We start from the raw sequence: 14,022 nt of genomic DNA, 5'->3' as shown, positions 1-14,022 counted from the left end.
GATTTATTTTCTTTAGGTAAACAATGATTATTGAGTACTTTTGTGCCGTTAAATTTTTGATCGGAATGCCCAAGTTTATCTTCATCGTATTTGCTTTTTTGTGCTTTGCAAATTTTGCTGATGGGCAAGAAGTTCCTTTGCAAACCGATAGTGCCATTGTTAACCCATATAAATATCGAAGGTTGAGGGTCGATTCTGCAACGTTGGCTAGGCAAAAGCAAGTTACAGATTCCATCCTTACACATACATGGGTTTTGCCAGACAGTGCCTTGAATAAACATGCTTTACTAGATAGTGTGCAAAAGGAATACTTATTTCCGAGCCTCAATTTATGGGCTTGGCAGAAGAAATATCAATATTTAAAAAAGAAAGAAAACCCCTATCAGCTTGGAAAACCGATTAGGAAGGGTAACGTGGGACTGCTCGGTTTTATATTTGTGATGTTGGTGATTTTCGCCATTTTAAAAAATGCATTTTCGAAACAGCTCTCTGCCATCGTTCAATCTTTTTTCAGCAATCGAATTTTAAACAACATTAATAAGGAAGACAATCTTTTTAGTTCCTGGCCTTTTCTTTTATTGTTCATTCAGTTTGGCTTTATTCTGGGCATGTTCTTCTTCCTCGTGGCTCAGTATTACGATATGTATCAAGCCTTACATGGCTTTAGGTTTTTCTTTACCATATCCATTATAATAATTGTGTTTTATGCACTTAAATTAATCATTTTAAGATTTTTGGGGCATCTGTTTAATGTGCAGAAAGCAGTAGGGGAGTATATCTCCATATTGTATTTAAGTTACTTTAATGCATCCTTACTATTTATACCCTTGGTGGTTGCATTTGCTTTGTCTCCGTTAAAGTACGGCGGAATTTATATCGTGCTGGCATACTTGTTATTAGGTGTTATTTTCACCTTTCAGTTGCTTAGAGCTGGCATTACTATTCTTTCTAACAATAAGTTTTCTAGAATGCATTTAATTTTGTACTTTTGCGCCCTCGAAATATGTCCTATCTTAATACTAATTAAAACGATAGGATTGTAGCAGGAAAACAAAAATGCAAGAAAAAAATGACGCTAAACTTCGCAAAGTAAAAAGTATCTTGGTTACTTTACCGAAGCCTGAAACAGAAAAATCTCCCTATTACGATTTGGCTAAAAAGCATAATTTAAAAGTTGATTTTAGGTCTTTCATTCACGTAGAAGGAGTCCCTGCAAGGGATTTCAGGAAGGATAAAATTAATCTTGCCGATTTTACGGCGGTAATTTTTACCAGTCGTAATGCTGCGGATCATTTCTTTAGAATTTGTGAAGAAATGAGATATGATGTGCCGGCTGAGCTGAAATATTTCTGTCTATCTGAAACGATAGCCTTATACCTACAGAAATACATTCAGTATCGTAAGCGGAAAATCTTCTTTGGTAAACAGACTGCTGCCGACTTGGCTGAAGTATTGAAAAAGCATGCAAATGAAAAGTTTTTGTATCCATGTTCTGATGTGGCTACAGAAGATACCATGAAGTTTTTAGAAAAAAGCGGCTACGATTTCACACCTGCGGTACTTTTTAGAACTGTAGTAAGTGATTTATCAGATCTTGCGGAAGTGTTTTATGATGTGATTGCCTTTTTTAGTCCATCCAGTATTCAATCACTATTCAAAAACTTCCCCAATTTTAAACAAAACAATACCCGTATCGCTGCATTTGGTACAAATACAAGTAAAGCAGCTACAGATATGGATTTAATAGTAGATATTGCAGCTCCCACTCCCGGAGTTCCTTCGATGACAATGGCTATAGAGAACTACATCAAAGTATCTAATAAATAAGCCTTTGCGCAAAAATTTGAAAGTCTCACAATAAAAGCGTAACTTTTCAGTTATAGGTGAGTTATGCTTAATTTTGTAACAAAAAAATTAGATGAAAATAGCCTAGCTGCTGTTTAAAGGCAATTTAACAATCATTTCGTGTAAAATATTTTTAATTGTTGATTATATCAATGATTTTTGATAAAATTGCTCCTAACAGTGCTTAGCACAACATAATTAATATGAAGAAAATTTACCTTCTAGCTCTAATGGGTGTAACCGTATTGCTGGCAAGTTGTGGCCATGGAGGTCAAGGCGAACTAGTAGGTGCTTATAACCGCAAATTTAAAAACAACCGTATTCCTTTGGGGATGGTGTATATTCCACCAGGGCATACGCCACTAGGTGGTTCTGATGAGGATATTACCTTTTCTCAGAGTGCACCCAGCAGAATGACAACCATCAGTGCATTCTTTATGGATCAAACTGAAATTTCCAATGCTGAATACCGTCAGTTTACCAATTGGGTGCGCGATTCTATCGCCATTGCCATGATGGGAAACCCACAACAATTTATGATTACGCCTAAAGGTGCGGCAGCAAATGCTTTAGGGGGTCAGAAATATATCGATTGGAAAAAGGTTGGTACTAATGGTGCAAACCTTTGGCGCAATAAAGGCAAAGGTGCTGCTACTGGAGCTCAAGCTAGCCAATTGGATGGCATGTATTATTCTGGTTTAGATGCGCTTCCTGGAAGAAAGGAAATTGATGTCCGTAAACTTGAATATTCTTACGGCATTTTAAATTTAGATAAAGCAGCCTTAGGCCACAAAAATCCAAACAGTAAACGTCAAGATTATATCGATCGTTATGAAATTGCAGTTTATCCGGATACAATGGTTTGGAAAACAGATTATTCTTATTCACAAAATGATCCAATGGTGCGTGGTTACTACAATCACCCATCTTATGATGATTATCCTGTAGTGGGTGTAAGTTGGGAACAAGCCAAAGCTTTTTCTCATTGGAGAACGCAGTTATATCAAGGTGTTGCATCGGCTAGAAAAATGCCGATGAATGCGCGAATGGATTACGATTTGCCTGCTGAAACTGAATTTGAATACGCTGCCCGAGGCGGAAATACAAAAACAAAATATCCTTGGGGAGGCCCGTACATTAGAAATACTAAAGGTTGTTTACAAGCAAACTTTAAACCAGGTCGTGGAGATTATTCAAGCGATGGTGGTATCTATACCGTTGGCGTAAGATCTTATTTTCCTAACGATTATGGATTGTATAATATGTCTGGTAACGTTGCCGAATGGACAAAAACAGCTTATAATAAATCATCAGCACCATTATTGCACGATTTGAACCCTAACTTTACGTATGTTGCTGGCAAAAACGACAGTAAATATCTAAAACGCAAAGTGGTAAAAGGTGGTTCTTGGAAAGATACTGGCTACTTCTTGCAAAACGCTGTTGCTACTTACGAATATCAAGACCAACAAAGATCATACATCGGTTTCAGGTGCGTATCTGCCTACCCTGGAACAGACCTAAGAAATTAAAAAACCAAACAAACACTAAAACTAAAAGAAAAACATCAAAATTTTATGGCATCAAAAAAACAACCAGGTTGGTTACACGTAGCGATTTCATGGGGAGCAAGTATTGTAATTATCGGAGCACTATTTAAAATTTTGCACATAGGAGGCATTTTTGGAAATATTGCAATTGGTGTTGGACTTGGAGTGGAAGCATTTTTATTCTTCCTAACAGGATTTTTCCCACCAGAACCAGAACCAGCGTGGGATAAAGTTTATCCAGAATTAAGAGAGGACTTTAAAGGTGATTTACCAACAGCAACCATCAGACCTGCTGCAGCACCAGTTTCAACTGGCAACACCGCTGCTTTAGATAAAATGTTATCTGATGCTAAAATCGGACCAGATTTAATCGAAAGCTTAGGCACTGGCTTGCGTACATTTGGCGATAAAGTAGCTGCAATTTCTAACGTAGCAGATGCTTCAACAGCAACAAACGAATTTACTGGAAAAGTAAAAACGGCTTCTGCTGGTTTTGATAACCTAAGTGTAGCTTTTGATAACGCAACCAAAAACTTGAAAGCTATGGGCGAAAGCAACGTAGAATCTAAAGCTTATCACGAGCAAGTAAACAACTTGGCTAAAAACTTATCTGCATTAAACGCAGTGTACGAATTGGAATTACAAGATTCTAGCGCACACTTGAAATCGATGAATAAATTCTATTCTAACTTGTCACTTACCATGCAAAACTTTAACGAATCGATGGAAGATTCTAAGCAGTTTAAAGAAGAGGTGAACAAGTTGGCTAAAAACCTTTCATCACTAAATGCAATTTACGGTAACATGCTATCGGCTATGAATAGCCCACGTGTATAATTTATCTAGTTTTTAATTTATATAAAAGAAAGCTACATAAAACATGGCAGGCGGAAAAGAAACAACAAGGCAGCGAATGATCAATATCATGTATTTGGTATTGTTGGCTATGCTTGCCTTAAACGTATCAGATACAGTATTAAATGCTTTTAAAAATATTAACGACAGTTTAGCTACCTCAAGAGATAACGTTAATGTAAGTATTGAGCAGCTTTTCTCTTCGTTTGAAAACTCGAAATTAAAAGAAGAACCGGCTCGTGCACAACCTATTTATGATAGAGCAAAACAAGCAAAAGCAGCAGCTGATGATTTAAATAACTTTATAGAAGGGATTAAAAAGAAGTTTACAGAAGCAGGTGATGGCGTTGACACGTTAACAGGAGATTTAAAGCGTAGAGAAAACATGGATATCGCTCAAGGTATCATGATTAATCAAGGCGAAGGTGAAAAATTAAAGGCCAAAATCAATGCAACTAGAGAAAAACTAATTTCCCTACTTGCTCCCGAAGACCGCGCAAACGTTTCATTTTCTTTGGAAGCTAAAGATCCAAAAAAAGGAAGAGGCGATTGGAAAGAAGTTAATTTTGGTGAAGGAACGCCTTTAACAGCGGCAATGACCAACCTAACAAAAATCCAAGCCGATACAAAAAATGCAGAAGCGGAAGTGGTTAAAAAATTATTTGGTAACATGGATAAGGCGGTTGTCAACATTGATAAATTTGCCGCAGTTGCTGTGGCACCAACTTCTTATGTTATTCAAGGTCAGCCTTATACCGCTGAAGTATTTTTAACAGCGAGTGATTCTAGATCGAATCCAGATATTACTGTGGGTGGAGGAAAATTAGCAGTTAAAGATGGTAAAGGTACTTATACAGGAAGCACGGGTAGTGTAGGCGTTTTTAAATGGGTAGGTACAGTACGCGTTCGTCAAACTGATGGACAAATTAAAGAATATAGAACACCAGAACAAAGCTATCAGGTAGCAAAACCGTCTGCTAGCGTTTCATCAGATAAGATGAATGTAATTTATGCAGGTATTCCAAACCCATTCTCGGTATCTGCTGCGGGTTTCCCTTTAGAAACTGTAAATGCCAGCGCTTCAGGTGCATCAATGAGTAAAATTGGTGCTGGAAAATACAACGTTATAGCAAGTGGTGGCCAAGTTGGACAGGAAGTTACAATTAATGTAACGGCTAGCAACGCTGGTAAAAATGTAAGTTTAGGTGCTCAAAAGTTTAGAGTGAAAGCCATTCCTGCTCCAGTTGCCAAAGTTGGTGGCCGTGCGGGGGGTGATATTGCCTCTGTGCAGTTGAAAAGTGAAACGGAAATTGAAGCGGATTTAGATGATTTTCCATTTGATGTGAAGTTCCGAATCCAACGCTTTAAATTAACAATTATAAAACCGCGTTCAGATGCGGTAACCATATCTGGAAGCGGAGGTAGTTTTGCAGGTGCTGTTAAAGCTGCGCTTAACTCAATTACTCCAAATACAAGAGTGTTTTTTGAAGATATTGTTTCTGTTGGTCCTGATGGGCGCCAGAGAATTTTACCTTCATTAGCATTTAGTGTAAAATAAAAAGATTATGAAAAGGATTTTAAGTATAGCTGTTTTAGTCTTAATCACAACGTTTGCTTTTGCTCAAAAAAAGCCAACTAAATTAGTACCTAAAAAACCAGATGCTGTTGCTGCTACACCAGTTGTAGACACTGTAAAAGCTCCGGTAAAAACGGCTAAAAAGAAGCTAAAGGTACCACCTAAAGATGGTTTCTATGCGCGTAAAGACATAGATAGTACAGAAATGGTGCCATTGGCAGATGTGCGTGAAGAAGATGTGTTTTATGCAAAAAGAATTTGGAGAGAAATAGATTTACGTGATACGGTAAATTCAGCATTAAAGTCGCCAAAATCAAGATTGATCGATGTGTTAATTTCTGCCATTAAATCTGAAGAATTAACAGCATATGCACCAATTGATAGCGCTCTAAACGAAGATGATTCTTTCCTAAACCCATTGACGGCAGATTCTGCAGCTAAATCTGCATTAGGAACCGCTGAAGTTTCGAACAACAAGACGGGAACTGTAACAACGGTTGTTAATGACTTTAATCCAGATTTATTTTTAAAATTCAGAATTAAAGAAGATTGGATTTTCGATGTTAAACGTTCTATTTTCGAGCCACGTATTGTGGGTATTGCGCCTTTGAAGCTAAATGATGTTTCGAAACAATGGCAGCCTGTTTTTTGGGTTTACTATCCAGAAGCCAGAGAAATTTTAACTAAGAAACGTTTGATTAACACCAACAACGATGCATCTACATTAAGCTTCGATGATTTCTTCATTCGTCGTTTATTTAGCAGCTACATCGTTAAAGAATCGAACCCAGGCGATAACAAGCTTAGAGATATTATTACGGATCCAAGAGAAAGACTTATGGAGTCAGAAAGAATCAAGAAATCTGTTCTTGATTACGAACAAGGTCTTTGGGAATATTAAATCATAATCCATCAACCGGATCAAATGAAAAAGGGAATCAACGTATGTTGGTTCCCTTTTTTTATGTGCGCTATTGTTTTTGGCTGATGCCTTAGGTTTTTTTTTCTTAGCTTTCGGGTTCAGCTGCCGTTTCTTGTGGACTAAAATACTGCTGAAGCGTAATCATCTGTTTTTTATTTAACACCGCTGCCAATTCTTTTTCAGTGGCTTCCCGTATTTTTTTAACTGATTTAAAATGAGTTAACAGCTTATCTGCGGTGGTTTTACCAATCCCTTCAATTTGCTCCAGTTCTGTTTTAAGGGTTCCCTGATCGCGTTTTTTGCGGTGAAAGGTAATTCCAAACCGGTGGGCTTCATCCCTCAACTGCTGAATTACTTTTAAGGTTTCTGATTTTTTATCAAGATACAAGGGGAAAGAGTCTCCTGGGTAGAACAGCTCCTCCAATCGCTTTGCAATTCCGATAACGGTAACCTTGTGTTCAATCCCGAGTAACTTCAAGCTTTTCATGGCAGATGATAACTGCCCTTTACCACCATCAATAATAATAAGTTGAGGCAAAGGTTGTTCTTCATCCAACATGCGCTTATACCTACGGAAAACGGCTTCCTCCATCGTCGCAAAATCATTAGGTCCTTCTACCGTTTTAACATTAAAATGCCGGTAGTCTTTTTTTGATGGTTTAGCATCTTTAAAAACTACGATGGCAGAAACTGGGTATTTACCCTGAAAGTTCGAGTTATCAAAACATTCGATGTGCTTGGGCAGTTGCGTTAACCTTAAATCCTTTTGCATGGTGGTTAAAATGCGATCGGTACGCAAGTCTGGATTCAGCTTTTCGTATTGATTTAGTTTCTCCTTTTTAAAGAAGAGCACATTTTTTTGCGAAAGTTCCAAAAGTTTCTTTTTCTCACCAAGTTTTGGAACCGTGAATCGTAAACTTTCATCCTCTAAAGAAAGATCAAAAGGAACGATAATTTCTCTTGATGTGCTGTTAAACTTAGTGCGGAATTCCAACATGGCAGTAGTTAAAAGCTCATCATCACTTTCGTCCAACTGCTTTTTAATTTCGATGGTTTGTGTTTGGATAATTGTTCCGTTCATCACCTTTAGGTAATTTACAAAAGCATAACGCTCATCCGATGCAATGCTTACCACATCCACGTTAGTTATGGCACTATTAACTACGGTAGATTTACTTTGATATTTCTCTAAAACCTGTAATTTTCTAGAATATTGGTGCGCCAATTCAAAGTTTAATTCCTCTGAAGCACTTTTAATGATACCCTTAACATCTCGGATTACATTGCCAATCTTCCCGTTCAAAATTTCCTTAATCTCAGCAATGTTTTTATCGTAATCGCTTTCCGATTGATAATTTTGGCAAGGGCCTTTACAGTTGCCAATCTGATATTCTAAACAAACTTTAAATTTCCCTTCCTCAATGTTTTTTTCATTTAAAGGCAAGTTGCAAGTGCGTAGAGTATAGGTTTCCTTAATCAAATCCAGAATGGTATGCATCATGCCAATTGAGCCATAGGGGCCAAAATAGGTCGATCCATCTTTAATTACTTTCCTAGTCCAGTAAATACGTGGATAATTTTCGTTCTTTACAATAATCCAAGGGTAAGTTTTATCGTCTTTTAGGTTAATGTTAAACTTCGGTTGATGCTTTTTTATTAAACTATTTTCCAATAGCCAGGCGTCAATTTCGGTATCAACAATCGTGAAGGTAATCTTCCTGATTCGAGAAACTAAAACCCTCGTTTTGCCGTTAAATTGATTTTTATCGCTATTGAAGTAAGAGCCAACCCGATTTCTGAGATCCTTGGCTTTTCCGATATACATAAGCTTGCCGTCCGCATCCCAATATTGGTAAACGCCTGGTTTGTGCGGAATAGCCGTTAATGCTGCTTTATGGTCGAAACTGCTCATTTGAGTACAAAAATAGGGTTAGGAAGTGAATATTCCGAATTGAAAGCGCTTTATTCTTTGCTTTGGCGTGCCCCAAGCTGCGCAAGGGTCAGGCTATCCGTTACAAGTCCTCATGCCGATGAAAAATCGGCATTCCGGGCTTTTCACTACTATCCTTCACGCGAAAGCTAACAGCTTAAAAGCCCAGTTTTTCATCAAGTTCGGTGGTTCCCTCTTCTTGTTTTTGATATTGATTGCAATCAAATACAATAGAAACACCGGATTTGGGCGCTTCGAAATCTGCGTGACTGATTTTAAGTGCGGGATTACCATATACACGCTTAATAAACCCTGCAAAAATCGGGAGCGCAGTATTCGCACCTTCACCTTGCCCTGTGCTTATGAAGTGAAAGGCCCTATCCTCGCAACCTGTCCAGACGCCAGTAACCAGCTGAGGGGTTATGGCCATAAACCATCCATCAGAATTGTTTTGGGTAGTTCCGGTTTTGCCGCCAATGGGCGCATTCACTTTATATTTATAATTTAGTCTTGATCCTGTTCCATTGGTAATTACACCTTTCAGCATCCTCGTCATTACGTAAGCCACTTCCTCACTCATCACGGGTTTCGGTATTGCTTTTTGTGAATAGAGTACGACACCATTCTTGTCTTCAACTCTTAACAAATAGATAGGCTGGGTATAAAAGCCCTTATTTGCAAAAGCGCCATAAGCACCCACCATATTATAAATCGATGAATCAAAAGTTCCTAATGCAATGGATGGATAGGCTGGAACGTTCGGGATTCCCATTTTGGTGGCTAAATTTGCTACCGCCACTGGGCCAACCTGTTTCATTAAATATGCTGTGATGTAGTTTTGAGAATAAGCCAGGGCTTTCTGCAACGTTAAAATTCCAGGTAGTGTTCCGGTAGATTTTGGTGTCCATGGTTCCCCATAGCCATCAATCGTAACAGGAACATTCGGAACGGTATAACAAGGCGAATATCCATTCTCGATGGCAACCGCATAGGTAAAGGGCTTAGCTGTAGAACCCACTTGTCTGGTTCCCATTTTTACTTGGTCGTATTTAAAATGTTCGAAATTAATTCCGCCAACCCATGCCTTTACATGACCGTTTGTAGGGTCCATAGTCATCATGGCATTACGCAAAAGCATTTTATAATAACGCACGGAATCAATGGGTTTCATGGTTGTATCCACATTTCCTTTCCAAGTAAAAATGGTCAGTTCAGTAGGGGTATTAAAATCCTGTTTAATTTCTTCGTCCGATTTTCCTTCTAACTTTAAAGATTTATATCGGTCTGATCGTTTTACGCCCTGCTCAATTTGCAAAGCCTTATCTCTAAATGGGTTTCTGCCTTTCCAACTGTTTATAAATTGTTGTTGCAAAATCTTCATGTATTCTTTTTGAGCTTCTTCTGCATACACTTGCATATCATAATTTAGTGTGGTGTATATTTTCAACCCGTCACGATCTAAATCATATGGTGTGCCATCAGATTTTGTAATGCCCTGCTCTTGAAAGATTGTTTTGATATCGCTTTTTAAAACCGAACGGAAATATGGTGCAATACCATCGTTAACCGTTGCCGCATTAAAATGCAAGCCCAAAGGTTTTTCTTTTTGCTCATCAAATTCTTGTTGGGTTAGGTATTCAGATTTTACCATCATGGCCATTACGGTGTTTCTTCGAGCTTTTGAGCGCTCTGGGTTTCGCGTAGGCGAGTACATGGTTATTCCTTTCTGCATACCCACCAAAGTGGCCGCTTCTGTAACAGATAGCTTATCTGGTGTGGTATTGAAATATACTCTAGCGGCAGATTTAATACCATAGGCTTGGTTACCAAAATCTACCGTATTCAGGTACATCGTAATAATCTCTTCTTTTGTATAGTTCCGCTCTAATTTAACAGCAACAATCCACTCTTTAAATTTTTGCATTACTCGTTTAAAGAAATTTCTTTGTCTTCCTTCTTCCGAAAAAAGGTTTAACGCCAGCTGTTGGGTAATGGTACTTCCACCTTGCTTTTTTCCAATCAGGTTATAAAATATGATGGTGAAGGTACGTTGAAAATCTATTCCTGAGTGTTCTTTAAAACGGATGTCTTCGGTAGCAATTAATCCGTTAATTACGTTGGGCGAAATTTCTTTATAGGTAACATTCGAACGGTTTTGAACAAAATATGTTCCGAGCGTTCGTCCATTTTCTGCAATAATTTCAGATGCCTGATTGCTTTTTGGGTGTTCAATATCCCGAAATGAGGGAAGCGCACCGAAAAGGCCAAATCCAATCATAGAAATGAATATTGCAAAAATTGCGATTCCACCAATTAATACTTTCCAAATGCGCAGACTGTATCTTTTTGTTTCTTCTTTTGAAAGGTCTTTGTTCATTGTATGTTATTTTTTACTAGGGATGATACAATTAATACACATTTTTAAATTTTGGGATGTGTAAATGCTAGCATCCTTAGTTTATTTGTGTTGCAAATATCGGCAACCTTATTGATAATTATTTTTGTAAAACTCCAGATATTCGTTAATTCGTTGTCTATCTTTCAATTTATCAAAATTTTCCTTGCTGATAATGAATCCTTTATATAGGTTTTCTGGAACTTTCATGATATTTTTCAATTGCCCTTTAATACTCTCTTGGTAAATTTTGGCATCTTCCAAATCAATAAAACTGGTTACATAAATCAACTGATCGTTATCCAGCTCTATCAATTTATGAACCAAATCATTATCGGGGTAATTTCCACGGTTAAATTGTCCAAGCCCGAAGCGCGATGAGCTTAAAGTAATTGTTGCATCTGCCACATCGATCACGTAATAGTAAGTATCTGATGTTGCTGTACTAAAGATGCTCGCAGGTTTAGTTGGATTAACAACAGGTTTTTCTGTTGGTTGCTCCACAGGTTTTTCAACGGCATTTTCAACAGGTTTTGTTACTGCAATTTTGGGTTCATCGGCAGCATTTACACTTTTTTCGATGGGTTTAGGTGCAGCTATTTCCGTTTTCACCTGATTTACAAAGCGAGGTTCATTTGCATCAAAGTCAATTAAAGCCACAGGGCGTTGTTTAAACTCTGCCAAATTTGCATCAATATATTTTAAGTGATCTTTAACTAAAGGCGTAATAATTTTATCGTCAGGGTAAAGCGAAGTAATGGCGTTAAATTCAGCTAATAAGGCATCTAACTTGGAAGTTCTACCCACAGCAATCGCTTTTAAATAAGCATATTGTGGTGCCAATTCATTATTTGGAAAAGCTTTAATGTTTTCATTTGCCTGATTCACTAAATCCCTATAATCTTTCTTTAAATAAGTATTAAAGGCCATGTTGTAGTTGTTGATTGCTACATTTTCCAATTGTTTCTGCTTCTCAGAAAAAGAAGGATCTAAAATGGTTTTGGCGAAGTTCGAATTTGGAAATTTGGTTAAAACCAGCTGTCTGTATTCGTTAGATTTTCCTTCATCAATACCTTTATAATTTAAGTGCAAACTATAATAAACCGCAACCAAATGATTGTTGTCTGGAAAGCGTTTGAGCAATTCTAGATAAACCTTTGTCGCTTCGCTTTTGTCGTTTAACTCCTGCTGGTAGAAGCTCGCAATGTCGAAATAAGCATCAATAATTTTTTGGTTCGATTTTGAAATCAAATCAGCAGTAGTTGGCAAACTGGTTAAATATTGTTTTTCTAAAGCGGTTTGAATGTTTGACAATGGCCCATTTGGATCATTTGCAGGGCTAATTCCATTGGCAACATTTCCGCCAGCCAAAATTTGATTGTTCTCTTGAGCAGAAGAGCGTACACTTAAACGCCAGTTATCCTCCAATTGCCTGTTTCCCCAACGTTTTTTAAAATCGGCAAAACCGTTACTGATTGCTGCATTGTTGTTGAAATAAAAAGTGTTGCCCGAGCCCGCCGCCGAATTTAACGATTGGTTTGGTGCATTAGGGTCGTTCAGGAACTGATTAGTAGTGGCTGTTGTGCTTAATGGGCTTACTTTTGGTGTTAAGAAGGCCCTAACCCTGTTTTCACGTTGGCTTTCTGGTAACCTAGCGATAGCCTGAAGCGTATCTTCTTTTGAAATGATGGTATAGCGATCGGTTAGGAACTGAAGATTATTCGCCTTTTTAACAATGTTATCATAGTCTGGAAAATTCTTAGGCAAACTCAGCACCGTGCTATCATAATACAGCTTGGCCTTGATGTAATTTTTAAAAGATTTGAAATTCAAATCCGCAATTTTTAAATAGGCTAATGCCTTTTGATTTTGGTTTTTGGTGCTTTTTCGAACTGATTTAAGGTAATTTTCTTCAGCTTTGATTAAGTTACCTTCCTTTGAAAACAGTTCGCCCACTTGGTAGTAAATTTGATCGGTGTAATCAAAATTTTTATCATCTTTTAATAGGGAGAGCAGAGCTTTCTCTTCATCTACCTTATAACCACTAATTAGCGCCTTCAACTTAATTCGTTGCAAATTTGCATGAAAGTACATTTCGAAGGATGCATTACTGTTTTCTACTTTATTATAATTAATAAATGCATTTTGAAAATCGTTTTCCTTTTCTTGCAATTGAGCAAGAATGTACTGCCAACGAATTCTAAGCTGCTTTTCATCGGCAATTCGTATTGCAGTTTCTAAGAGTAAAATAGCTTCTTTATAGCGCTTCTGGTAAATCCGCATTTGGGCGGTTGTGGCTAAGGGTTCTGCCAAATCTTTCTTTAGTTCATCTTCAGCACGTAGCATGGTATCTAAAATCTTATTGGCATAGTCCATGTTGTTCAGCTCCATTTGGCTTCTCGCTTTCCAATTAAGCGCCATTATGAAGGTTTTTAAATCCTTGCCATAAGTTTTCGCGGTATAATCAAAGTATTCTGAAGCAATAAAATAATTGCCTTTTAAATAATTGGCCTTTCCCAAAAGCATATAGGCATCATCAATATAATTGCTAAAACTTTTATCGTTAATGATGGTTTGACCTTTAAAAATTACCTCGTCCAATTGTTTATTGGCTACATCTGGCTTTAAAACCAAATTAACCTCAGGTTCAGGATCGAAATAAACGGGTAATATTTTTTCGTAGTTATCAGAATAACTTTGAATTAAACTTTCATTGTATTCGGTGAGTAAAACGTTTGAGTTGTAGATATAGTTATATCTTGCCGTCAGGTTTTGCATCCTGCGACTCACTGCTGTATCTTTAGGTGTTATACACCCGAAGGCGAAGAGCAGGCATAGGAAAAAGAGGAAGGGATTTAAGGGTTTGTTGGTGCGTTTTTTCAAGTATAATAAATCTCTTTAAGTGGATACACATTAAACAAAAATTAGGCAAAATTATTTTATTGAGCA

At 37.5% G+C, this 14,022-nt stretch carries 9 protein-coding genes; 6 read left to right on the top strand and 3 right to left on the bottom strand.

Annotated elements, in window-relative coordinates; genetic code table 11:
* Positions 1 to 65: 65 nt before the first annotated feature.
* From DHW03_RS14405 to porN, 6 genes are all read left to right on the top strand, one after another.
* The gene (locus tag DHW03_RS14405; RefSeq protein ID WP_109926649.1) at positions 66 to 1,043 is read left to right on the top strand and encodes a DUF4271 domain-containing protein; all 978 of its coding nucleotides are present in this window, start codon (positions 66 to 68) and stop codon (positions 1,041 to 1,043) included.
* Positions 1,044 to 1,056: 13 nt separating this feature from the next.
* A complete protein-coding gene (locus DHW03_RS14400) occupies positions 1,057 to 1,827 on the top strand; it encodes a uroporphyrinogen-III synthase (protein WP_109926516.1) in 771 nt (256 codons plus the stop codon).
* Between the two features lie 221 nt (positions 1,828 to 2,048).
* The gene (gene porK / locus DHW03_RS14395; RefSeq protein WP_109926515.1) at positions 2,049 to 3,377 is read left to right on the top strand and encodes a T9SS ring complex lipoprotein PorK/GldK; all 1,329 of its coding nucleotides are present in this window, start codon (positions 2,049 to 2,051) and stop codon (positions 3,375 to 3,377) included.
* Positions 3,378 to 3,422: 45 nt separating this feature from the next.
* Positions 3,423 to 4,232, top strand: a complete 810-nt coding sequence (gene porL / locus DHW03_RS14390) for a type IX secretion system motor protein PorL/GldL (RefSeq protein WP_109926514.1) — start codon at positions 3,423 to 3,425, stop codon at positions 4,230 to 4,232.
* 43 nt (positions 4,233 to 4,275) lie between these two features.
* Entirely contained in the window at positions 4,276 to 5,808 is a 1,533-nt protein-coding gene (porM, locus tag DHW03_RS14385) for a type IX secretion system motor protein PorM/GldM (RefSeq protein ID WP_109926513.1), read from the top strand.
* A 7-nt stretch (positions 5,809 to 5,815) separates the two neighbouring features.
* Entirely contained in the window at positions 5,816 to 6,727 is a 912-nt protein-coding gene (porN, locus tag DHW03_RS14380; RefSeq protein ID WP_109926512.1) for a type IX secretion system ring subunit PorN/GldN, read from the top strand.
* 106 nt (positions 6,728 to 6,833) lie between these two features.
* On the opposite strand, the gene uvrC is transcribed toward porN, so the two are convergent.
* The 3 genes from uvrC to porW all read right to left on the bottom strand — a co-directional run bounded on the left by uvrC (position 6,834) and on the right by porW (position 13,956).
* Entirely contained in the window at positions 6,834 to 8,660 is a 1,827-nt protein-coding gene (gene uvrC, locus DHW03_RS14375) for an excinuclease ABC subunit UvrC (protein ID WP_109926511.1), read from the bottom strand.
* 175 nt (positions 8,661 to 8,835) lie between these two features.
* Positions 8,836 to 11,055 (bottom strand): transglycosylase domain-containing protein, encoded by a 2,220-nt coding sequence (locus DHW03_RS14370; protein ID WP_109926510.1) that lies wholly within the window; start codon positions 11,053 to 11,055, stop codon positions 8,836 to 8,838.
* Positions 11,056 to 11,163: 108 nt separating this feature from the next.
* Positions 11,164 to 13,956, bottom strand: coding sequence for a type IX secretion system periplasmic lipoprotein PorW/SprE (gene porW, locus DHW03_RS14365; RefSeq protein WP_109926509.1), 2,793 nt, complete (start codon positions 13,954 to 13,956; stop codon positions 11,164 to 11,166).
* Positions 13,957 to 14,022: the final 66 nt, after the last annotated feature.

Source organism: Pedobacter yonginensis, from assembly GCF_003173595.1.
GTDB lineage: Bacteria > Bacteroidota > Bacteroidia > Sphingobacteriales > Sphingobacteriaceae > Pedobacter > Pedobacter yonginense.
The sequence above is the reverse complement of the archived record's forward strand: the minus strand, read 5'-3'. Positions and strand labels throughout refer to the sequence as shown.